This is a genomic window from Mycobacterium sp. SM1 (assembly GCF_018361265.1).
Lineage (GTDB): Bacteria > Actinomycetota > Actinomycetes > Mycobacteriales > Mycobacteriaceae > Mycobacterium.
Map to the genome: position 1 here is coordinate 1,659,861 of NZ_JAFLNH010000001.1, position 21,886 is coordinate 1,681,746.

Below are 21,886 nucleotides of genomic sequence, written 5' to 3' on the forward strand. Positions count from 1 at the left end.
GCAGCTGTGCGAACTACGCCACGCGTTGGTCACAGAATTAAGAACATGTGAACATGCGCGCAAATCTGCTGTGCGCAATAGATATCCATCACTGTGGTCGGTAACGTCAACCGTGGGACGCGCCTATGAGCGAGACCGGGAGCGTATGGATCACGTTTCCGCAGAGCAGAATTAGACAGATCATCCGAAGTCGAAGGGGTCGGTCAGGGTGGAGTTCACCGACCGGCGACGGAAAGGAAAATCCTTGAGAGTCCAGCACCTGTGGGCAACAATAGCCGCCGGAGTCGCGCTAGCAGCCGGGACCGCGCTCGCCGTGCCGGTGCACGCCGAGCCCGGCGCCGATATCACCGGAACAAGTCTCAACGACACCGCCATCGAGACCGGCTCGGACGCAGTTATCGGCGCAGGTTTCCTTGCCGCACTTAATAATGCGGGTATCACCTACCGCAACCCGTCCCAGGCCGTCGTGGCCGGCCAGGCGGTATGCGGCCTGATGGACAACGGGGTGTCGGGCATCGAAGTCATCGATGACGTGAAGAAGGCCAATCCCGCATTTTCGTTAGACGGTGCGGCCAAGTTCGCGGCGATCGCGGCGAACGAGTTCTGCCCCCAACATCTGCAACGCACGTAACGAGCCACGCCGCACTCAGGGAGTATAAGCGCGCCGTCAGGCGGCGCTGTGCGTCGGCGTGGCCGCCGCGATGCTGTTCAAGTGGTTGACCGCCACCGCGACGGAACTCTGCCCCGGCAGGGCGTCGACGGTGTTGTAGTCCAGATGGGCCAGCCCGGGTGGGCTGGTGTCGTAGAACCTCACGGCGAGCGTGATCGCCTCGGCCAGGGCAGGGCCCCCGGCGAGCGGATTGGTTACCAGACCGATGGCTTGCTGCAGCAACCCGCCCCGTTCGGTGAGCCCGGCTATCAGGTTGAGGATCAGGTTGCGCTGGATACTCAATTGCACAGCCTCGTCATAAACCGCGGTAAGGTCTGCCCCGGCTTGATCGTCGGGTGTGGTGGTGTAAAGGTCCCCGGGATTGGCGAAATCCCACCAGGTGTCAATACCGCGGGTGTTTTTGGGAATCTGGGCGGTGGTGAGATTGAACGACGAAATGCCCCGCCCGCCCGGATCGGTTCCGCCAGGGAAGGTGTGCCCCAGACCGCGGGCCGGATTGCCGAACGTGTAGCCGCCGATCAGGTTCGGCCGTGCCCACTGCAGCGGGCCGCCCATGATGGAGGCCAGCACCCTGGAGGCGGCCTCGGCGCCCTGACTGTAGCCGCCGATCGCGAACGTCTGCCGAGGGTGGGCGGTGATCCAGGTGGTGGCATAGGTGACGGCGATTTCAACGGATTCGGCATAGCTGGGAGCCGTCGGCGAGTCCGGCGGGATCGGCCCGAACGAGTATGGCGCGACCACCGGCACCTCGTAGACGAGATCGGGGTTGGCTTGTTTGACCACGTCGGAGGGAAAACCCGTGCCGGGCGCCTCGAACGTGCCGGCAAAAGTCAGTACCGCGTGCCGCGGCATCGGGTCGGCAGCGGATTTCTCGGTCCGGATGGGCTGTTCCTGGACCATGACCCCTCCTGATGCGGTCGCGCACCAGCTGATGTTTTCAATGGTAGCTCGATGCAATTGCCGCAACGGTGAGCGCTCAGGGCGCCCCGGATCCACCGCTGCCGTCGTGGGGGTGCGGAGCAGTTGGCGGAATACTGAGTGATAGTGAGCGTATGAGCGTTCTAGTGAGTGTGCTGGTGGTGTGAGCCTGACGGAGTGGGCGCGTGCTCAGGGTGTGCATCCGCAGACGGCGTACCGCTGGTTTCGGGAGGGCACGTTGCCGGTGCCGGCGGTGCGGGTGAATTCCCGCTCGGTGTTGGTGTCCCCGGACGCGCCTGGTGAGTCGGGAACCGCCGCGTTCGGGTTGTATGCGCGGGTGTCCTCCCATGATCAGAGGTCCGATTTGGACCGGCAGGTCGCTGGGCTGACTGGCTGAGCCGCGCAGGCCGGTGGCCAGGTGGTGCGGGTGGAGGCCGAAGTCGGCTCGGGGATGAACGGGTCGCGGGCCAAGCTGCGACGGTTGTTGGCTGATCCGAAGGTGACCGTGGTGGTGGTGGAGCATCGGGATCGGTTGGGTCGGATGAACACCGAGCTGGTCGAGTCCGCGCTTGCCGCGCACGCCCGGCGGCTGGTGGTGCTCGACGACGGTGAGGTGACCGATGATCTGGTGCGCGACATGGTGGATGTGCTCACTTGGTTCTGCGCACGACTCTATGGTCGCCGAAGTGCTCGAAGCCGCGCGTTAAAAGCGGTGGGCTGCGCGCAGCGCGACATCGGCCCCAAGGCTGTTGTCGGAGGCCGGGTGGATGATGCCGGTCATGGATGAGCTGCGGCGGGCGTTGCGGTCAAGGTCTGCGCGAAGGCGGCCGTCATGACCATCCTGCGCCAGATCGCTGCACCGTTTGTCGCCGACCCGGCGACGGGTGTGTGCATACGCACCCGGCTGAAAGGACTCACCGCCGCCGACGAAGACGTGCTGCGTCAGGTGGGTGCCCACTTGGGCGGGCTGGCCGGCGCTGATCTGGCGGCGCGGGTGCGCGCCGGTGTGGGCCACGGCAAGGACGCCTGGGCCGAGCGCAAACGCGGCCTGACCGTGGAGTCGACGGCGCGCTGGGCGGGCGCCATCACCAAAGCCACGCACGACCAGTGGGGGCTGGCGCGGCGCGCGCAATACGCGCACGCCCAATCCCTGCGCGACGGGATCGCGATGATCCGCCACCGGCTCGCCCAGGAGTTGGGATCAAAAGGCGTCGACGGTATGCCGGGCGGCTACCGCAGCCGCCAGGAGTGGTTCGCCAAATCACGGCGTCTGGCGGACCTGCAAGCACGGCTCGCGCGGGTGGAGGCTGACCGGGCAGCCGGTCATGTGAGCGTGGTGCGCGGCGGCAAACAGCTGTTGCGCAAACGCCACCACCTGGCCCAGGCCGGGCTCACCGAGGCGCGGTGGCGAGATCAGTGGGAAGCGGCCCGCTGGTTTTTGTCTGCTGATGGCGAGTCGGGTAAACGCTGGGGCAACGAAACCATCCGCGTCACCGGTGAGGGTGAGCTGTCGCTGCGCCTACCGGCTGCGTTGGCGCACTTGGCGAACGGCCCGCACGGCCGCTACGTCTTCTGCGGCAGGGTGGAGTTTGCGCATCGCGGCGCCGAATGGGCCCAGCGGGTGGCCGTCGACCGGGCGGTGGCTTACCGCATCCACTTCTGCCCCGATAAGCAGCGCTGGTATCTTGACGCTGCCTGGCGGCGCACGCCGGCACAGGCGGTCCCGCTGGAGTCGCTGCGCGCCGGGGAACTGGTCGGGGTGGACATGAACGCTGATCACCTCGCCGCTTGGCGCCTCGACCCGCACGGCAACCCGATCGGCTCCCCGCGCACGTTCGGCTATGACCTCTGCGGCGCCGCCGACCGCCGCGACGCCCAAGTCCGCCACGCCCTGACCCGGCTGCTGCATTGGGTCACCGACAACGCGATCACGGCGATCGCGGTCGAGGACCTCGACTTCACCGACAGCAAGACTCGCGAAAAGCACGGCCGCAAACACAGGTTCCGCCACGTCATCTCGGGCATGCCAACCACCAAACTGCGCGCTCGACTACTCGCCATGGCAACCGGGGCAGGGATCAGCGTGATCGCCGTCGACCCCGCCTACACCAGCAAGTGGGGCGCCCAGCACTGGCACAAACCACTGGCCGCACACCATCCACAGACCACCCGCCACCACGCCGCGAGCGTGGCGATCGGACGGCGCGCCCTCGGACATCGGATCCAGCGACGCGTGGCACCGCCTCAACCACACCAGAGTGATGTGGCTAAGCATCGGACCACGCAGGCCGAATCTAGCGGCCGGGAGCGTGAGACAACCCGCCACCCCGGGCCGGGACCACGGACACGATCCGCTTGTCCGACCGGGGCGAAGAACGCGGGAAGTCAGGCGACCCAACACCGTTCGGGGCCGCCCACTGAGCAAAACTCAGTTTCGCTCAGTGTTTAGGAACGGTTGACGACGGCAGCGGCGTGCGCGGGTGAATCGGGTGGCAACCAACCGAACCAACCCGGGGTTGGTGCCCACCGGGTCGGTGACCACGTCGGCGCCGCAGGTTCGCAGGTAGTCCTGGAAGAGGCCCTCAGCCAGCAGGTAGGAGGCGACCACCACGCGGTGCGCGCCCTGACGGCGGGCGCGGGCGACCGCCTCGTGCACGCGCGGCTCACCTGCGGCGAATGCCAACCCCACGCGTGATCCGATAACCACCGACAGCAGTGTCGCGGTGATGCGCAGGTCGGCGTGCGCCACTGGGTCCGAGGTGCCGGCGGCCGCGAGGATCACCGAATCACCCTGGCAACACCCTGATTTCACTATCTGCTCGCCGACAATTCGCACCATTTGCGGGCTCGGTCCCAATGCGGGGGTGACGAGGACATCCGGGTGTCCGCTGGCCGCAATATGGGCGGGCAGATCGGTGCGAACATGATAGCCGCGAGAAAGGAACGCCGGCAGCACCACGGCAGGCCGGGTGGTCGCCGCCGCCGAGGAGAGCACCTCGGCGGGCGTGGGACCCAGTACGTCGACGAACGCCACCCGCACGGTGTGCTTGACCAGCGCGCCGACCCGCTCGGCGAGCTGCCCGATCATGGCGACCGCACTCGCGCAGCGGGTGCCGTGCACCACCAAAAGATTCATCTGGCCTCGGGCGGTTCGTCGGTTTCCAAATGATGACCTCGCTTGATCACGACACCTCTAATGTTTCTAATGGTGTTGTCGCCCAGCGTGACCAGTGTGCAACGCAGACACACCCCGGGCGGGTGCGGTCTCGGTCTGGAACAGCGCCAGGAGTCGCTACGCATCGGCCCGGGCTGGTTCCAAGCGCATTGGCAGGGTGGCGGCGCCCCGAACCGGGCCACGCGCATACCTCCCCCACGTCAGCGCCGAGGCGGCGACATAGAACGAGATGAAAACCCCGAACGCACCGGTCGCCGAGCCGCTGATCAGATAGGACTGCCGCAGTGCCATGTTGATGCCGACGCCACCGAGGGCGCCGACGGCCGAGGCGAACCCGATCAGTGCCCCGGACGTGGCTCGAGACCAGTGCTGGCGCTCGTCCTCGCTGACACCCAGCGACCGGCTGCGCGCCTCGAAGATCGAGGGGATCATCTTGTACACCGATCCATTGCCGATCCCGGACAAGACGAACAGCGCGACGAAGCCGACGACATAGCCGATCATGGTGGCCGCGGTGGTATCCCCCCGGCTGTGGTCATGGTGCGCACTGACACCCACCAGCACACCGGCCGCCAGGATCATCCCGACGAACACCGCCAGGGTGACGCGACCGCCACCAACACGGTCGGCCAGTTTTCCGCCGTATACCCGGGTCAGCGACCCGAGCAGCGGGCCTAGGAACGCGACCTGCGCGGCGTGCAGCGCCGCCTGGGTGGTGGCCTGCCCGCCGGCGACAAAGGTGATCTGCAGCACCTGGCCGAACGCGAACGAGAACCCGATGAATGAGCCGAAGGTGCCGATGTACAGTAGCGAGATCACCCAGGTGTCGCTCACCGAGAGCATCGACCTCATGGCGCTGAGGTCGATCTTGTGCTGCTCGAGGTTGTCCATGAACACCGCAGCCCCGAGGCCGGCAATGACCAGCAACACCAGATAGATCGCGCAGACCCAGTAGGGCGCCCGGTTTCCCGCGACGGCGATCAGCAGCAGAGCGACGACCTGGACCACCGCGACGCCGATGTTGCCGCCGCCGGCGTTGAGCCCCAGCGCCCAGCCCTTGAGCCGCTGCGGATAGAACGCGTTGATGTTCGTCATCGACGACGCGAAATTCCCGCCACCGAGCCCGGCCAGCGCCGCGCACACCAGATACGGCCACAGCGGCAGGCCGGGGTGCGCCAGCAGCCACAGCGTGCCAACCGTGGGGATCAGCAGCACGAACGCCGAGAACATGGTCCAGTTACGGCCACCGAACGTTGCGGTGGCCACCGTGTACGGAATGCGCAGGACGGCCCCGACCAGCGACGCGGTAGCGCCCAGCAGGAACTTGTCGGCGGCGGAGAACCCGTACACCGCTTGGGGCATGAAAAGCACCATCACCGACCAGATCGACCAGATCGAAAAGCCGACATGCTCGGCGATGACCGACCAGGCCAGGTTGCGCCGGGCGATGTCCTTGTTACCGGACTCCCAGGCCTGGATGTCCTCGGGATCCCAGTTCGAGATGCGATGCGTGCGAGCGGTGAGTCTGGCGATTGACACGCGCTCACGCTAGCGGCCTGTTGTTACCCCAAGCGGCAGCCGAGGATGACCCGGGTGTGAAATCGCGCTCACCGCCACCAAGGGGGTGGGTGAGATTCCGGCTCGGCCACCGTGATTGGGCTCATCCCGCTCCCGGGCGCGGCCAGCCCAGAGCTGTCGGCCCGCGCCAGGACGTCAACCGTGTGGATGGCATTCCGCCGGGTCGATCGCCAGCCGGTAGCCGCGCTTGACAACGGTTTGGACCACACGCGGCGTGCCCAGCGCCGCCCGCAGCCTGGTCATCGCGGTCTCCACCGCATGCGTATCAGCGCCGCCCCCGGGCAGCTGCGCGAGAAGCTCCTCCCGGGAGACCACCCAGCCGGGCTTCACCATCAACCGCCGGAGCACCGCCATCCCGGCCGGCGGCACCGCCCGGATGTCGCCGTCGACCGCCACGGTTGTTCTGCGCACGCTGATGTGATGTCCGCCCGCGGTGAAATAGCGCGCGCGGCGCGGGACCTCGTCAGCAATCAAGCGGGCGAGCGCGCCCAGCCGGTAGCGCTCGGGGTGTACGCTCGGAATGCCCAGCCGGCTGAGCGGCGAGGACGTGACCGGGCCCACGCAGATGGCCGCCACGGACTCGCGCATCGCCGCGATCAGCTCAGCCATACAGCCAAGCGCCTTGGCCCGCTGCAGCATTGACGCGACGGCCGGGGCACTGGTGAAGCTCACCGCATCGATATCGCCGGGGACAATCATCGTGATCAGCTGATCCATCGGCCGGGTGTCCTCGGGTTGCGTCCAGCGGTAGACGGGCACCTTGATGACGCGGGCTCCCGCGAAGCTCAGGGCTTCGCAAATGTCAGCGTTGGGTTCCCACTCCGAGGCCGCGCCGTGCAGTTGGACCGCGACGCGCATTCCGGCCGCGCCGTCGGCCAGCAGCCGGTCGAGCACCTCCCGCGAGGCCTCAGACTCCGGACTCCACTCCTCGCAGAGCCCGGCCTGGCGGACCGCCCCGCGCGCCTTGGGACCCCGCGCGAGGATGCGCGTCGACGCGAGCGCGGCGATCAGATCATCGGCAACGTCCCAGCCGTGCGCGGCCTCGATCCAGCCACGGAAGCCGATGCCGGTGGTCACCACGACCACGTCGGGGGGCTCCTGGATGAGCAGCGCTGTGACACGCTGCAATTCGACGTCGTCGACCAGTGGGATGATCCGGATCGCCGGGGCGTGCACGACGGTGGCGCCCCGGCGCTCCAGCAGCGTGATGAGTTCTTCCGACCGTCGCGCCGCCGTCACCCCGATGGTGAATCCCGCCAGTGGCCCGGTTGCGGGCGATTTGAACGATTCCATCGATCACCACCCCGTCAGAGCGTCAACAAAGGCGGCGTGAGCGGCTCCGGGCAGCGACCCGGCGACCCCCGGTGCACGCTGCGACAACACAGGCCGCATGCCGTCGGCACGGCAGACCCGCGTGGCCCCACGCGGCCGGCCGGTAAGCACAAACACGGGTTGCTCCTCCCAGTGGTGATAAGTGAACCCCCGCCGTGTTGCCCGGACGTTAAGCCGATCTTTCCGGCTTGTCACCGCGCCCGGGCGGACCCGGCCCGTCGGCACCCGCTGCACGCCGCCATCGCCGAACGTCACGGCCAAGCCGACCACCTGCGGCCACGCCGGCCGCCGGGGCGGTGCGGCCGGGATGCAGCCGCGCGGCACTCGGCGGCGCCAACCGGACATCAAAGCCAGCGACTGCGCGCAGGCGGAGCTTGGGGCACGGCCCAGGCTTTCGCATAGCGATCCCTAGGTGTCTTCCGCGGATCGTGGCTGCGATAAATCAGGTATGGCCGCAGCAGGTATCCGGCCGGTGCGCTGAACATATGCACCAGGCGGGTATATGGCCAAATACCCAGCAGTGCCAGAACGATCAGGGCATGCGCTTGAAACGTCCACGGCGCATGCGTCATCAGCTCCGGCGCGGGGTGCGGCGAAAACAGGCTCCGGAACCACGGCGAGACGGTCTCGCGGTAGTTGTAGGTGGCGAACACGTTGGTCAGCGTGTTGAGCATCCCGGTCAGCAGCGCGCCCACCAGCAGCAGGTACATCGCCTTGTCGCTGCGGGTGGTCGCCCGGCGCACCGCAGGCACCGTGATACGCCGGTACAGCAGGATTCCCAGCCCGGCCACCACCGCAAATCCCGCGAGCGAGCCCAGCGCAACGGCCATCAAGTGGTAAACCGGTTCCCCGATTCCGGCCGCCGACGTCCAGGATTGCGGAATGAGCAGGCCGACGACATGGCCGCCGAACACGCCGAGCAGGCCGAAGTGGAACATTGGGCTGCCCAACCGCAGCAGCCGGCTCTCATAGATTTGGGAAGATCGCGTGGTCCAGCCGAACTGATCGGTGTGGTAGCGCCAGATATGGCCTAGCACAAACGATGTGAGCGCGACATACGGCGCGATCATCCACAGGGCTCCGGTCACCGTCGGCCTTCCACCGTGGGCGGACCCATCGTGAACGCGTCCAGCCCGACGTCCTCGTCCGGCGGGCCCTGGGCGGCCAGCTGGGCGATGCGGCGGCGGTCGGCGGCGCTAATCGGCGGCAGCGTCGCCACGACCGCGGCCACCACAGCGGCGTAGGGAGAGCCGCTGTCCAGCAGGGATAGTCGCAACAACTCGAGAACCGCGACATGCTCGGCGAGTAACCGCATCCCCTGAACGGGGTCGATGGTAGCGGCGAACTCGAGAACCAGCGGCAGGTAGTCGGGCAGTTCATCCTCGCCGGGCGGTGTCCCGGCCTGGCGGTAGGAGTGCTTGAACCGCAGCAGTGCGACGCCGCGCTTGCGGGTGTCCCCGTAGGCGTAGTACGTCAGGTGCAGGCTCGCGCGGCGGCGCATGTCGAACGTCTCGACGTAGCGGGCGGCGAGCCGCAGCGGATCCACATCGCCGAATTCCGCCAGGAACTCGAGTAGCGGCTCGCCCACCGATGTGGGTAGCTCCATTGCCGCAGCCCTGAGTTGATCGAGCAACTGGAGCGTCTGCGCGCCGGGGTAGTCCAGCAGCAGCGCGGCGATACGCCACACCAGTCGTTGCTGCCGCCCGGACAGCCGGGCGCCGTCGCCGGCCGCCCGGCGGGTCAGCGCCGGCCTCTTCATTGCCCGCTCATTTAGCCCGCTCATTTAGCCAGCTCATTTCGCCGGCACCAGGCCCTCGGTGCTCTTGCCGTCCCAGGTGAGCAGGTTGATCCCTGAGGGTTTGCCTTCTGCGGCAGCCCCATTGGTTGCGGCGAGGTGGAATGTGTCGGCCATGGCGTCAAACGCCGTCATCCCCGGCTTGCCGTCACCGTCGAGGCTGCATCCGCTGCCCAGCGCGTCGAGGCGGTGCGCGGCCGATCCGGCGCCGTTAGGGATCACGTAGCGGTCGGCGTACTTGGCGATCGCCAGCAGCCGGTACATCGACTCGATTTGCTCGCCGCTGAGCCCAACCGAGGCCGGGATCGCGCCGTCGAAATCCTCTCCTAGATTCGCGGCGCGCATATAGCAGCGCATCGCCGCGAGCCGTTGCAGCGCAGCGCGAACCGGTCCGACGTCACCGGCGGTGAACAGCTCCGCCAGATACTCGAGGGGAACACGCAGCGCGTCGATGGCACCGAAGAGGTTATTGGTGTTCTCCCCGTCGTGGCCGGTTTCGGCGAGAATGTCGACGACCGGGGACAGCGGCGGGATGTACCAGACCATCGGCATGGTGCGGTACTCCGGGTGCAAGGGGAGCGCCAGCTGGTAGTCGACGATGAGCCGGTATACCGGCGAATTCCGCGCGGCCTGGATCCATTCGCCCGAGATCCCGGCGCGCTGCGCCTCCGCGACCACCCGAGGGTTGTGTGGATTCAACAACACGCCCAGCTGGGCCGGGTACAGGTCCCTCTCGTCGCGCACCGACGCCGCGGCCGCCACCGCATCGGCGTCGTATAACAGCACCCCGATGTAGCGCAACCGGCCGACACAGGTTTCCGAACACACGGTCGGGATGCCCACCTCGACACGCGGGTAACAGAACGTGCACTTCTCGGCCTTGCCGGTCTGGTGGTTGAAGTAGATCTTCTTGTACGGGCAGCCCGTGACGCATTGCCGCCACCCGCGGCAGCGGTCCTGATCGACCAGCACGATGCCGTCCTCGCTGCGCTTGTAGATTGCGCCGGACGGGCATGACGCCACGCATGCGGGGTTGAGGCAGTGCTCGCAGATGCGCGGCAGGTAGAACATGAAGGTCCGCTCGAATGCGAGCTTCACTTTCTCGGACACCTTGGCCAGCAGCGGGTCGCGGCCAACCTGGTCAGGCCCCCCGCCGAGGTCGTCATCCCAGTTTGCGCCCCAGCTCACCGTGGTGTCTTCACCGGTAATGAGGGACTTGGGACGGGCCACCGGCGTGGTGTCCATCGCCGGCGCAGACAGCAGGTTGTCGTAGTCATAGGTCCACGGCTCGTAGTAGTCGGTCACCGTGGGCAGGTCGGGGTTGGCGAAGATGTTGAGCAAGCGCTTCCCGCGGGATCCCGACTTCAGCGTGAGCTTGCCGCGCTTGCTCAGCGTCCAGCCGCCCCGCCACTTCTCCTGATCTTGGTATTGACGCGGATATCCTTGCCCGGGACGGGTTTCCACGTTGTTGAACCACGCGTATTCCACACCGGCGCGGTTGGTCCAGGCCTGCTTGCACGTGACGCTACAGGTGTGGCATCCGATGCATTTGTCAAGGTTCATCACCATCGCGAGCTGCGCCATGACTTTCATCGTCAGTACTCCACTTCTTGCGAGCGCCGCCGGATCGTGGTGACCTCGTCACGCTGGTTTCCGGTGGGGCCGTGGTAGTTCAGCGCGAAGGACTGCTGGGCGTAGCCCCCGATCAGATGGGACGGCTTGATCATGATCCGGGTCAGCGCGTTGTGCACCCCGCCGCGTTTGCCGGTCTTCTCGGCACGGGGCACGTCCACCACCTTGTCCTGTGCGTGGTACATGAACACCAGACCCTCAGGCATCCGGTGGCTGACGATCGCCCGCGCTGTCACCACACCGTTGCGGTTGGCGCATTCGATCCAGTCATTATCCTTGACGCCGATCTTCGCCGCGTCTATATCTGACATCCAAATCGCCTGCCCACCACGGGAAAGCGTGAGCATATGCAGGTTGTCCTGATATGTGGAGTGGATGGACCACTTGGAATGCGGTGTCAGATACCGCACCGTGATCCCGCCGCGGCCATCGCCGACCTTCGGCTCGCCGAAGAGCGCCGTCATGTCCAGCGGCGGACGAAAGATCGGCAGTTGTTCGCCGAGTTCGCTCATCCAGTCGTGGTCGAGGTAGAAATGCTGGCGCCCAGTCAGGGTGTGCCACGGCTTGAGCCGTTCGGTGTTGATCGTGAACGGCGAATACCTTCGACCCCCGGTCTCCGAACCGGACCACTCCGGCGACGTGCCCACCGGCACCGGCCGGGACTGTGTGTCGGCGAAGCTGACCCGTCGTCCTTCGTTCTCCTTCGCGAGGTCGGCGAGCTGGGTGCCGGTGCGCCGCTGCAGCGCCTCGAAACCCTGCACGGCAAGCCGGCCGTTCGTCGTTCCGGACAACGCCAGGATCGCCTCGGCAACGTGAATGTCCTTGGCCAGCGACGGCCGTCCCGCCGCCACCCCGCTGACCACCGCACCGTTCACGCCCCGCAGATATTGGACCTCCGCCTCGGGGTGCGTGGTGACGCCCTTGACCGTTAAGCCGACCGTGTCGACCATCGGACCCAGCGCCGCCATCTGCTCGGCGACCGCCGGGTAGTCGCGTTCCACCACGACCAGGTGCGGCATCGTCTTACCCGGAATAGGTTCGCACTCACCGGCTTTCCAGTCCAGCACACGCCCGCCCGGCTGTGCGGTGGCGTCAACGCTGTCGTGCTGCAGCGGTACCGCGACGATGTCGGTGCGCGTGCCGAGGTGCTTCTCGGCGAGCCAGGAGAAGCCACGTGCGATCCGGTGAAACGCCTCGAAGTCGGTTTTGGCTTCCCATGGCGGCGAGATCGCCGGCGAGAACGCGTGCACGAACGGGTGCATGTCCGTGCTGGACAGGTCGTGCTTCTCGTACCAGGTGGCCGCGGGCAGCACGATGTCAGAGAACAGCGTGGTACTGGTACTGCGGAAGTCTAGCGATAGCAGCAAGTCCAGCTTGCCGATCGGCGCGTCGTCGCGCCAGCGAACCTCTTGCGGGCGTACGCCATCCGCATCGCTTGCGGCCACGCTGGAATCGGTGCCCAGCAGATGTTTGAGGAAGTACTCGTTGCCCTTCGCCGACGAGCCCAGCAGGTTCGACCGCCACACCGTCAGGCAGCGCGGAAAGTTCTCCGGCGCATCCGGGTCCTCGCACGCGAACCACAGATGGCCGGTCTTGAGGCCGTCCACGACGTGCGCCGCTGCCTCCTTGCCCAGCCGCGCTGCCTCGTCGGCCAGATCCAGCGGATTGCGATTGAACGTCGGATAACTCGGCATCCAGCCCAGCCGACTCGCCAGCGCGATGTTGTCGGCCGCGGTTCGCCCGGCCAGTCGGCCCTGGGCCAGCGGGGAGGCCATCACCTCCGAGGTGAACCGGTCGTAGCGCCACTGGTCGGTCGACAGGTACCAGAACACCGTGCCCTGCATCTGCCGCGGCGGCCGCTGCCAATCCAACCCGAAAGCCAGCGTCGACCAGCCGGTTACCGGCCGGCATTTCTCCTGCCCGACATAGTGCGCCCAGCCGCCGCCGTTTACTCCCTGACAACCGGTCAGCATCACCAGCGTGAGGAACGAGCGATAAATCTGGTCGGAATGAAACCAGTGGTTGGTCCCGGCACCCATCAAGATCATCGATCGGCCACCCGATCGCCGGGCGTTGTCGGCGAATTCCCGTGCGATCCGCTCGGCCGCTACGGCGGGCACACCGGTGATCGGCTCCTGCCATGCCGGCGTATATGGCACGGCGGCGTCGTCATAACCCGTCGGCCAGTCACCGGGTAGCCCGTCACGGTGCACACCGTAGTGCGCGAGCAACAGGTCAAACACCGTCGTGACCCGGTGTCCGGCGATCACCTTCGTCGGTACGCCGCGCGTCAGCACTCCCGGACGCTCACCGTCGAAGCGGGGCAGTTTCACCGCGGCGACGTCGGTGTGGGTGCCGCGCAGGGTGAGCAACGGGTCCACGCCGCACAGGTCGAGGTTCCACTTGCCCTGCCCGGATGCGGTGAACCGGTGTCCCAGCGAGCCGTTGGGCACCACCGGGCTGCCCTGAGCGTCGAGGAGCACCGTTTTGAATGACCCACCGTCGCCGGTGTCGCCCAGGTCGGCTGCGGTGAGGAATTTTCCAGGCAGCCAGTCACCGTCACGCTCGGCCAGCGTCACCAGAAACGGCAGATCCGTGTACCTTTTGACATAGTCGGTAAAGTATGCGGTCGCCCGGTCGACGAAGAACTCCTTGAGGATTACGTGTCCCATCGACATCGCCAGCGCCGCATCGGTTCCCGGCCGCGCAGGAAGCCACTCGTCGGCGAACTTCGCGCTGTCCGCATAGTCGGGTGAGACCACGACCACCTTTTGCCCGCGATAACGTGCCTCGGTGATGTAGTGCGCATCGGGCGTCCGGGTCACCGGAACGTTGGAGCCCCACATGATCAGGTAGCCGGCATCGAACCAGTCGGCCGATTCGGGAACATCGGTCTGATCGCCGAACACCTGCGGTGATGCGACGGGAAGGTCGGCATACCAGTCGTAAAACGACAGCATCGATCCACCGATCAACGAAATGAACCGCGCTCCAACGGCATGACTGACCATCGACATCGCCGGTATCGGCGAAAACCCGGCAATCCGGTCGGGGCCGTAGCGTTTGATGGTATGCACGTGCGCCGCGGCCACCATCTCGGCGGCCTCCCACCATTCGGCCCGGACAAACCCGCCTTTGCCGCGCGCCGCCTTGTAGCGGCGGGACTTCACCGGATCATCCACGATATCCGCCCACGCCAGCACCGGATCCTCCAGACGCTGCTTGGCGTCTCGGTAATCCTCCAGCAGCACATCGCGCACATACGGATAGCGCACTCGCGCAGGCGAATACGTGTACCAGGAGAACGACGCTCCCCGGGGACAGCCCCGTGGCTCGTATTCAGGCTTGTCCGCGCCGATCGACGGATAGTCGGTCTGCTGCGACTCCCAGGTGATGACACCGTCCTTGACGTAGATCTTCCACGAGCACGATCCGGTGCAATTGACACCGTGCGTCGATCGGACCACTTTGTCATGCGCCCAGCGGTCCCGGTAGAAAGCATCTGCCGAGCGGCCGCCCGTCTTATGCAGCGCCCGGTGATCCGCAGAGATCTCGCCGTGGTGAAAATATTTGCCGAACCTCAGTAAAGCGTCGCCGGCGGCCCGGCGATCCTGCTGCGGCTCGATCACTATGCCTCCACTCGCACAACAACTATCGCCAACTATCGTGCTCAGTCACCGAGGGTAGGGGAGGTTTTACCGGGGGCAAAAATACGCACCGCCACACGCGGCCCGCCGTGCGATTGCGTTAACACCTCGGCCACATTGCGGGACGCGGGCATGCCGCAGTTTGGCCGCGTGCCATCGGAAAGCGCTGCTGGGGCGCATGATCGGCCGATGACGGGCGCAGCCACGCCGTCGTGGCGTCTTCGTGGTGTCCTAAATTTGTTGCGCGCCCGTAACACGGATTGTGGGCCCGGATGGGGCGGAGCGGCCACTCAGCGCTTTCTGGCGGTGACGAGCAAGACCTCCCACTGCATCGCGCCGCCGACCAGGTAGCGCCGCGCGAGATCGATGAGCTGGGCGTCGAGTGCGGCGGCCAACACCGTGTTATCGCCGATGGCGCGGTAGGCCTCGATTGTCGGACCGTAGTATTTCTTGAAGTACTCGTGCACGTCCTGGGCTCTTTCGAAGCGGTCCACCCGCAAATCGACCCGTCGCATCTCGATATCGCGCACCCGCTCCCCCAGCAAGCCGGCGATGTACTCCTCACGACCCCACAACGCCTCGGGGGGCATGCCGGGAATTTGCGTAGGCCGATACGGCCGGATCGTGGCCAGCATCTGGCCGAACCATCCTTCCGGCGTCCAGCTGATCACACCGATCCTGCCCCCGGGCTTGCAGACCCGGACCAGCTCGTCGGCGGCGCGCCGGTGGTGCGGGGCGAACATCACGCCGATCGCGGACACCACCACGTCGAATTCGTCATCGACGAATGGCAATGCTTCCGCGTTGGCTTCCCGCCACTGCATCGTGACCCCCTGCTCTGCCGCCCGCACTTGGGAGCGCTGCAGCAGCTCCGGTGTGAGATCGCTGGACGTGACGCAGGCGCCCGTCTTGGCGGCCGGGATCGAGATGTTGCCGGACCCGGCTGCGACATCGAGCACTCGATCCCCCGGTCCGATACCGGTGGCAGAGACCAGTATCGGGCCGAGCGGGGCCATCACCTGCTCGGCCATGAGGGCGTAGTCACCCAGCGCCCACACCGCCCGGTGCTCGCTGGCGGCCGCGGTGTCACTGCTCATCGAGAGCCTCCTGTGGATGTGGATTGAGAATACGGACGCAAACGGGCCTCGGCACCTGCGACGTCGTTGTCGCTGTCGCCGCGACGGGTCTGGGAAACCACCAAAACAATAGCACTTGGCTACACTAGCCTAAAGAAGCAATTTACCTAAGTAATTGTGGATGGGTGTTACCCTAGCATCGATGCGCGCGCCGCGATGATGGCATTCCCCGCCCCGGGAGCAGGCGCGCAAGCATACGGGAGCAGTGAGGTGTCCGCCGACGACGCGACGACGATCGACGAGTCGCTGGATGTGCTGACCGATGCGCTGCTGACCGCGTCCCGGCTGCTGGTGGCGATCTCGGCCAAGTCGATCGCCCTGGTCGACGAGACCATCACGATCCCGCAATTTCGAACCCTGGTGATCTTGTCCAACCGCGGTCCGGTCAACCTCGCCACGCTGGCCGCCCTGCTGGGTGTCCAGCCCTCGGCCGCCGGCCGGATGGTGGACCGGCTGGTGGGCGCCGGGTTGATCGATCGGTTGCCGCACCCCGGTTCCCGCCGCGAGTTGCTGGCGGCACTGACCGCGCGTGGCCAGGCGGTGGTGCGGGAGGTCACCGCGCACCGGCGCGCCGAAATCGCCGCCATCGTGCACAAAATGCCGCCACCCGAGCGCCACGGGCTGGTGCGGGCCCTGACGGCTTTTACCGCCGCCGGGGGTGAGCCCGCCGCGCATCTCGACGAGTCGTAGCTCGGCCGGGTGCCGTCGGCCCGTCATCACGGCGGGGCCGACCGGCCCCCAGGGCGCAGGCTTACCAGACGTTGCCGTCGCGCCAATCGCACGTCAGGGCCTTGGCGGTGTCCACGCTGATCCCGACCGGCAGGACAAACACCTTTCCGTCGGCCTCGGGTGTGCGGGCCGGACCGCTCGGCGCCAGCACCGACGTCGGGCCGCGCCAGGCTAGCCAGCCGCGTGCGGTGAACAGCCTGCGACCCCGGTCCGACGAACAGATCGCTCCCAGCTGGTAGGCACCGCGGATCACCTGCTCACACGCGTCGAGCACTGCGATCGCCAACCCTTGCCCGCGCCAATCCTCCCGTACCGCAACACCTTCGACATAGCCGCAGCGCAACGCTGCGCCCTGGTAGATGAGCCGGCGTTGCACCACCGCGGCGTGCGCGATGATCGCGCCGTGATGCCAGATCAGGGCATGCATCCCGCCCAGCGCGTGCTCCCAGTCGGTGTCGGTGAGCTCACCTCCGAACGCCTCGGAGACCGTCTGGTAGGCGCTGCGGCGTGCCTCGCGGTCGAGATCGGCGGTGTGGACCAGGCGGGCGGTGTGGACCAGGGCGCGCACATTTCTTGTTTACCAGTTTGTTTACCAGCCGATTCCCGCGGCCGGCCCGCCCGCGAGAGCAGCACTGGACGCCGCGGCCCGACCGGGCCGCGACCAGTGCATCCGCACGTGCTGGCCGGGCCGTGCCTGGGCGAGTTTGTCGATGTCGTCGTCGATCACCACGCCCGCCACCGGGTAACTGCCCGTTATCGGGTGATCGGGCCCCAGAATCACCGGTAACCCGTTGGGCGGCACCTGAATCGCGCCACGCACGGCGCCCTCGGCCGGCAGCTGCCGGCCGGGGTAGCGGTACCGCAGCGGACGGCCGGTCAACTGCAGCCCCACCCGGTTGCTGCGGTCAGACACCACCCAGTCGGTGTGGACCAGGGCCTCAGGGTCGAGAAGCCAGTCCTCACGTGGTCCGGGTGTGACCAGCAGCTCGAGCGGATCGTCGGTGATGGCGGCCACCGGGGCCTGGTCGAGTTCGGGGTAGTCGGCGGTGTGCGCACCAACCGGCAACACATCCCCGGCCCGCAGCGGTGGCGGGCCGATCCCGGACATCACGTCATAGCTGCGCGATCCCAGCACCGGCGGCACGTCGACGCCGCCCCGCACCGCCAGGTAGGTACGCAGGCCGGCGCGCGGGGCGCCCAGTGAGATCACCTCCCCGGCGCGGACATGGTGAATACTGTTGGTGCCAAACGTAACTCCGCCGACAGTTGGGTTGGTGTCCGCGCCGGTCACAGCGATATCGACGTCGTTACCGTGGACCCGCGCGGTGAGACCCCCGTACGTCACCTCGATGGTGGCGCGGTCGTCGGGGTTGGCCAGCAGCCGATTGGCCAGCCGGTGTGAGCGGCGGTCGGCGGCCCCGGAACGGGTGACACCGAACCGGGCGAGTCCGGGCCGGCCGAGATCCTGGACGAGCGCCAGCGGTCCGGTGCGCAGGACCTCCAGTGTTGTCATCGCTCTGCCCTCCTGCGCTGTTAGGCGGCCCGGAACTGGACCCACATGCCCGGCGTCAGCAGCGCCGGGTTGGGGCGCTCGATATCCCACAAGGTCGCTTCGGTGCGACCGATTAGCTGCCAGCCGCCCGGGGATGGGCGCGGGTAGATGCCGCTGAATTCGTCGGCAAGACCAACCGATCCGGCCGGCATCCACGCCCGCGGCTCGGACCGTCGCGGCACCCGCAGCCTCGAGTCGCCGCCGACGAGGTACACCGAGCCCGGGGTGGCGCCGGCGAACCCCACGCGCCACGGAACGGCGGTGTGGGCGTAGATGACCTGCGCGATGGTCAGTCCCGTGTGATCAGCGACCGCGGGGAGATCGGGCCCGTCATAGACGACGTCGATCACCACATCCGGATGGCCGCCCGTCGGGGCGGTCGCCGTCGCTTCCGGTGTCACGCGCAACTCACGCAGGCGTGAACGGGTGATGCCCCGGTAGCGCGGGCCGTCGAGCTTTACCACGACGCTGCGGGGGGCGGCGACAATATCGAGCACACCGGGCAGGGCGGCCTCGCGGAGCGCAGCCGCCCACGCCAACACCTCGGCGGTGTTGTCGAACTCCAGTAACAATGCCTGGTCGCCGTAGTCTCGAACGGCGGGGGCCACCATCAAGTCCGTTGCCATGCTCATTACCCGACGGTAACTCCGGGCCGAGGTGGTGGCGAGAGATTTTCGAGCTCTGCCAGAACGGCCTTAGCAATCGCTCAGAAGGCGCCGGTTCGCCGGGGTTGGCGAGCACGTTCGCGAGCCCGCGATCCGGCAGCCGGAGGCGAATCCGGCTTGCCCGGGCCAGCTTCTCCGACCGTCACGATCGTGGGCCGAGATGGCGCAGCACCAGGGCGGTGACCAGCCCGTAGCCGAAATGCGGGACGACGTCGCTGATCCAGCCGACGGCGCCCCAGGTCCGCGGATCGGTCACCCCTAAAGCGATCATCGGCCCGTTGGTGCCGATCAAGGCGCCGACGGTGGCGGCCAGGGTGGCAACGAGTGGGCCGGGTCGCCAGCCCAGGCTGTAGGCCAGCCCGAGGAGCACCCCGATCCCGATGCCGCCGGTGTATCCGGTGAGAGCGCCGAGACCCGAGATCCGGTTGGCCTGAGTATCACCGGTGCCCGGGATTGTCAGGTGGACCAGCTTCGCCAGCGCCTCAAGGGTCCGTTCGGGTGTCGTGCTGGCCGGCCGGCCCCGGACCGCCATGTCGGTGTAGGTGATCACGTTCAGCGCGGTGGTGCCCGCGGCGCCGGCGGCGGCGCCGCCCCACAACGCCGGCCAGAGCCGCTGCCCGGGTTTTGCCGTCATCGGCGAAGCCTCCTTGAGTGTCATGTCTTCTCCGCAATGATCAGGGTGTATCCGAGCCGGCCCGCCTTGACCGCGTCGCGCACGAGCCGGGTGTGGGTCAGCACGGCATCGGGTTGAATACCGTTGTCGGCGAGCATGTGCGGCGCTGCGATGCGCAGCGCGGTGACCCGGGCCTCGATACGGTCGATCATTTTCAGCAGGCTGCCGTCGTGGGAGTCGGTGCGCCGGGTGCGCAGCCCGGCCCCGGCGAGGATCGCGGTGTAGCCGGTGACCGAGCGGGCACCGGCGATGCAAGCGGCCCAGGCCGCCAGCGTGGTCAACTCCGCCGGCAGGCCGGCGTCGGTGATGGTGACATCGGTGATGCCGGCGAGCCCGCCGGGCCGCAGAATGCGCGCGAACTGCTGCGCGGCCGCGTTCTTGTTCGGGAACGTGCACAGCGCGCATTCGCATACCAGGGCGTCGAAGGCGTTATCGGGCAGCGGAAGCCTTTCAGCGTCACCACGATGAAAGCGGACCCGCTGGGCTAGCCCGCTCGCTGCGGCGGCGGCCCGGGCGTGCTCGACGTTGACCTCGCTGAGGTCGACTCCGTCAACGGTGAGCGCCGGGTATTCGCCGGCCAGCAGCCGGGCGCTGGCCCCACGCCCGCAGGCAACGTCGGCCAGCCGTCGCGCGCCGCAGCCCAGCCCGAGCGCCTCGCCCAGCAGGTGAGTCAACCCCACCCCGCCCGGGTGGTAGCACTCCCCGAGCAGTAACCCGATGATGTCGCTGGAATAGGCGTCGGCGCAGCAGGTTTTGATGCGCTGCGGGCTTATGGTCATCGGCGCACCGCCTTGGTTCCGGTGTTGGTGGCGTCACGCGCACCGCCGCTGCGTGGTTCGCCGGTTACGCGGGACATCTTCGACCCGTGCGGGGAGTCGGCCAGCAGCCCGGCCAGCGGGATGGCGTTAGGCACGATGTCGGGGACCGGCACCCCGGTGAGCTGTTCACGGACCTGCTCGCGGTAGCCGACGGAGTTGTAGGCGCAGAACGGGATCAGCCGCCCGTCGGGGGTGACCTGCTGCACGCAGCATTTCATCAATTGCTTGACGTTGAGGGTGAACGGGTCCTGGAAGTCCTGGATGACGATCGCGAACACCCGGTCGGTGAGCTGGGCCAGCGCTTCGGGCAGGTTGATCCCGCAGGCGCCGGCGCAATCCAGGGCGGTGACGGCCCGCCGCAACTGCTCGGTGGTGGGTTCGCTGCCCAGCACCGCCGACGCCGACCACAGCCTCTCCAACGCGTCGCGGATCGCCAGGTCGGGGATCACTCGGTTGGAGACGTAGTCCAGGTAGTCCTCGATGTCGAGCAGCCGCGGGATCGGCACCACGTGGTCGCCGTCGGTGAGCAAGTAGGTGATCGACCGGCAGCTAGGGAAGCAGCAGGGAACCGGGAAGAAATCGCTGGCGCGGAACCATTCGGGCAGCGCGGCGGTGATGCCGTGGATGATGTCGGAGTTGGTCAGCCGGGTCAGCGGGTCAAACGGCGTGTGCCGGCCCGCGTGGGTGACCGGCTGAAAAACCACCGACTGCACCGCGGGCGCGGCCATGCCGTGGCGGATGATCGGGCCCAGTTCGTGCTCGTTGAGGCCACGTTCCACGGCGGCGACCAGGCTGACGGTCAGGCCGACTTCGGCACAGTTGTTCAGAGCCCGGGCTTTGACGTCCCGCAAGTCGCAACCCCGGATGGCGCGGTGGGTGGCTTCCTCGAGGCCGTCGAATTGCAGGTAGATGTGCACGGGGCGGCCGGGCCGGTTGCGCTTGGCCAAGGCGGCGACGAACCGGCGATCCGATGCTAGCCGGATGCCGTTGGTGTTGATGATCACGGTCTTGACCGGGCGGGCCTGGGCGGCGTCGATGAAGTCGAGGATTAGTTTGTGGATGGTCGGTTCACCACCGGAAAACATCACGACCTCGGGCTCACCCTCGGCGGCCACCAAGGTGTCGAGCATGCGCTCACAGTGGGCCGTGGTGATGGCGTACCCGTCGGGCTGGTGACCGGAATCGGCGAAACAGATCGGGCAGTCCAGGTTGCAGTGGCTGTTGACCTCGATCAACCCCAGGCAGGCGTGCTGCTTGTGGTCCGGGCACAACCCGCAGTCGCTGGGACAGCCGTCACGGATCTCGGTCTGAAAAGACAGCGGAACGCTGCCCGGCTTGTTGAATCGGGCCGAGTCTATATACATGTCGGCGTCCCCGTACACGAGGGCCTCAAAACCGCCGTGCTCGCGGCAGCGTTTCCGTAGATACACCTTGTTGTCACGGATGTTGACCTGCGCGTCCACCACCACCTTGCACACCGGGCAGACGCTCTTGGTGTACTCGACGAACACCTCGTTAAGATCCCGCCTCGCTGTCGCCACCGAGCCCCTATCCCTGTCGGCCTGG

Annotated in this window: 18 protein-coding genes and 1 pseudogene; 4 read left to right on the plus strand and 15 right to left on the minus strand. The window is 67.1% G+C overall.

Features of this window, described 5'->3' with window-relative positions; all coding sequences use genetic code 11:
- Positions 1 to 244 precede the first annotated feature (244 nt).
- Positions 245 to 631 carry a DUF732 domain-containing protein gene (locus MSM1_RS07570; protein ID WP_213440898.1) on the plus strand — a complete coding sequence of 129 codons (387 nt, stop codon included), beginning with the start codon at positions 245 to 247 and terminating at the stop codon, positions 629 to 631.
- A 36-nt stretch (positions 632 to 667) separates the two neighbouring features.
- Here MSM1_RS07570 and MSM1_RS07575 read toward each other — a convergent pair whose 3' ends face one another.
- Positions 668 to 1,570 carry a PE-PPE domain-containing protein gene (locus MSM1_RS07575; RefSeq protein ID WP_236054790.1) on the minus strand — a complete coding sequence of 301 codons (903 nt, stop codon included), beginning with the start codon at positions 1,568 to 1,570 and terminating at the stop codon, positions 668 to 670.
- Between the two features lie 181 nt (positions 1,571 to 1,751).
- Here MSM1_RS07575 and MSM1_RS07580 point away from each other — a divergent pair.
- A pseudogene (locus tag MSM1_RS07580) lies at positions 1,752 to 2,375 on the plus strand (IS607 family transposase).
- A 45-nt stretch (positions 2,376 to 2,420) separates the two neighbouring features.
- Complete coding sequence (locus tag MSM1_RS07585) at positions 2,421 to 4,037, plus strand: IS200/IS605 family accessory protein TnpB-related protein (RefSeq protein ID WP_213440899.1); 1,617 nt, start codon at positions 2,421 to 2,423, stop codon at positions 4,035 to 4,037.
- Here the strand turns inward: MSM1_RS07585 and MSM1_RS07590 are convergent.
- The 8 genes from MSM1_RS07590 to MSM1_RS07625 all read right to left on the minus strand — a co-directional run bounded on the left by MSM1_RS07590 (position 4,017) and on the right by MSM1_RS07625 (position 15,844).
- Positions 4,017 to 4,724, minus strand: a complete 708-nt coding sequence (locus MSM1_RS07590; RefSeq protein WP_213440900.1) for a sirohydrochlorin chelatase — start codon at positions 4,722 to 4,724, stop codon at positions 4,017 to 4,019. The genes MSM1_RS07585 and MSM1_RS07590 overlap by 21 nt on opposite strands.
- A gap of 156 nt (positions 4,725 to 4,880) precedes the next feature.
- Positions 4,881 to 6,302, minus strand: coding sequence for a nitrate/nitrite transporter (locus MSM1_RS07595; protein WP_374101664.1), 1,422 nt, complete (start codon positions 6,300 to 6,302; stop codon positions 4,881 to 4,883).
- Between the two features lie 174 nt (positions 6,303 to 6,476).
- Positions 6,477 to 7,634 carry a uroporphyrinogen-III synthase gene (locus tag MSM1_RS07600; RefSeq protein WP_213440901.1) on the minus strand — a complete coding sequence of 386 codons (1,158 nt, stop codon included), beginning with the start codon at positions 7,632 to 7,634 and terminating at the stop codon, positions 6,477 to 6,479.
- Between the two features lie 383 nt (positions 7,635 to 8,017).
- The gene (gene narI / locus MSM1_RS07605) at positions 8,018 to 8,761 is read right to left on the minus strand and encodes a respiratory nitrate reductase subunit gamma (protein WP_213440902.1); all 744 of its coding nucleotides are present in this window, start codon (positions 8,759 to 8,761) and stop codon (positions 8,018 to 8,020) included.
- Positions 8,758 to 9,456 carry a nitrate reductase molybdenum cofactor assembly chaperone gene (gene narJ, locus MSM1_RS07610; RefSeq protein WP_374101665.1) on the minus strand — a complete coding sequence of 233 codons (699 nt, stop codon included), beginning with the start codon at positions 9,454 to 9,456 and terminating at the stop codon, positions 8,758 to 8,760. Before narJ ends, narI begins: the two co-directional genes overlap by 4 nt.
- 9 nt (positions 9,457 to 9,465) lie before the next feature.
- Positions 9,466 to 11,061, minus strand: coding sequence for a nitrate reductase subunit beta (gene narH / locus MSM1_RS07615; RefSeq protein ID WP_236054791.1), 1,596 nt, complete (start codon positions 11,059 to 11,061; stop codon positions 9,466 to 9,468).
- A gap of 2 nt (positions 11,062 to 11,063) precedes the next feature.
- Positions 11,064 to 14,729, minus strand: coding sequence for a nitrate reductase subunit alpha (locus MSM1_RS07620; protein WP_307857299.1), 3,666 nt, complete (start codon positions 14,727 to 14,729; stop codon positions 11,064 to 11,066).
- Positions 14,730 to 15,037: 308 nt separating this feature from the next.
- Positions 15,038 to 15,844, minus strand: coding sequence for a class I SAM-dependent methyltransferase (locus MSM1_RS07625; protein WP_213440903.1), 807 nt, complete (start codon positions 15,842 to 15,844; stop codon positions 15,038 to 15,040).
- Positions 15,845 to 16,093: 249 nt separating this feature from the next.
- Between MSM1_RS07625 and MSM1_RS07630 the strand changes: the two genes are divergently transcribed.
- On the plus strand, positions 16,094 to 16,573 hold the full coding sequence (locus tag MSM1_RS07630; protein ID WP_307857300.1) for a MarR family transcriptional regulator: 480 nt from the start codon (positions 16,094 to 16,096) through the stop codon (positions 16,571 to 16,573).
- A gap of 61 nt (positions 16,574 to 16,634) precedes the next feature.
- On the opposite strand, the gene MSM1_RS07635 is transcribed toward MSM1_RS07630, so the two are convergent.
- The 6 genes from MSM1_RS07635 to MSM1_RS21605 form a co-directional block, all read right to left on the minus strand.
- Positions 16,635 to 17,180 (minus strand): GNAT family N-acetyltransferase, encoded by a 546-nt coding sequence (locus MSM1_RS07635; protein ID WP_213440904.1) that lies wholly within the window; start codon positions 17,178 to 17,180, stop codon positions 16,635 to 16,637.
- A 21-nt stretch (positions 17,181 to 17,201) separates the two neighbouring features.
- A complete protein-coding gene (locus tag MSM1_RS07640; protein ID WP_213440905.1) occupies positions 17,202 to 18,125 on the minus strand; it encodes a 5-oxoprolinase/urea amidolyase family protein in 924 nt (307 codons plus the stop codon).
- Positions 18,126 to 18,145: 20 nt separating this feature from the next.
- Complete coding sequence (locus MSM1_RS07645; protein WP_213440906.1) at positions 18,146 to 18,796, minus strand: allophanate hydrolase subunit 1; 651 nt, start codon at positions 18,794 to 18,796, stop codon at positions 18,146 to 18,148.
- A 175-nt stretch (positions 18,797 to 18,971) separates the two neighbouring features.
- Positions 18,972 to 19,463, minus strand: a complete 492-nt coding sequence (locus MSM1_RS07650) for a hypothetical protein (protein ID WP_213440907.1) — start codon at positions 19,461 to 19,463, stop codon at positions 18,972 to 18,974.
- Positions 19,464 to 19,483: 20 nt separating this feature from the next.
- Positions 19,484 to 20,281, minus strand: a complete 798-nt coding sequence (locus tag MSM1_RS21600) for a class I SAM-dependent methyltransferase (RefSeq protein ID WP_236054792.1) — start codon at positions 20,279 to 20,281, stop codon at positions 19,484 to 19,486.
- Complete coding sequence (locus MSM1_RS21605) at positions 20,278 to 21,861, minus strand: radical SAM protein (RefSeq protein ID WP_307857301.1); 1,584 nt, start codon at positions 21,859 to 21,861, stop codon at positions 20,278 to 20,280. Before MSM1_RS21605 ends, MSM1_RS21600 begins: the two co-directional genes overlap by 4 nt.
- Between the last annotated feature and the right edge of the window lie 25 nt (positions 21,862 to 21,886).

Excerpts from the sequence above, each read along its gene's own strand:
- MSM1_RS07575 (WP_236054790.1), bottom strand. The coding sequence starts at position 1,570 with ATGGTCCAGGAACAGCCCATCCGGACCGAGAAATCCGCTGCCGACCCG.
- MSM1_RS07585 (WP_213440899.1), top strand. The coding sequence starts at position 2,421 with ATGACCATCCTGCGCCAGATCGCTGCACCGTTTGTCGCCGACCCGGCG.
- MSM1_RS07590 (WP_213440900.1), bottom strand. The coding sequence starts at position 4,724 with ATGAATCTTTTGGTGGTGCACGGCACCCGCTGCGCGAGTGCGGTCGCC.
- MSM1_RS07600 (WP_213440901.1), bottom strand. The coding sequence starts at position 7,634 with ATGGAATCGTTCAAATCGCCCGCAACCGGGCCACTGGCGGGATTCACC.
- narJ (WP_374101665.1), bottom strand. The coding sequence starts at position 9,456 with ATGAGCGGGCTAAATGAGCGGGCAATGAAGAGGCCGGCGCTGACCCGC.
- narH (WP_236054791.1), bottom strand. The coding sequence starts at position 11,061 with ATGAAAGTCATGGCGCAGCTCGCGATGGTGATGAACCTTGACAAATGC.
- MSM1_RS07625 (WP_213440903.1), bottom strand. The coding sequence starts at position 15,844 with ATGAGCAGTGACACCGCGGCCGCCAGCGAGCACCGGGCGGTGTGGGCG.
- MSM1_RS07640 (WP_213440905.1), bottom strand. The coding sequence starts at position 18,125 with ATGACAACACTGGAGGTCCTGCGCACCGGACCGCTGGCGCTCGTCCAG.
- MSM1_RS07645 (WP_213440906.1), bottom strand. The coding sequence starts at position 18,796 with ATGAGCATGGCAACGGACTTGATGGTGGCCCCCGCCGTTCGAGACTAC.
- MSM1_RS07650 (WP_213440907.1), bottom strand. The coding sequence starts at position 19,463 with ATGACGGCAAAACCCGGGCAGCGGCTCTGGCCGGCGTTGTGGGGCGGC.
- MSM1_RS21600 (WP_236054792.1), bottom strand. The coding sequence starts at position 20,281 with ATGACCATAAGCCCGCAGCGCATCAAAACCTGCTGCGCCGACGCCTAT.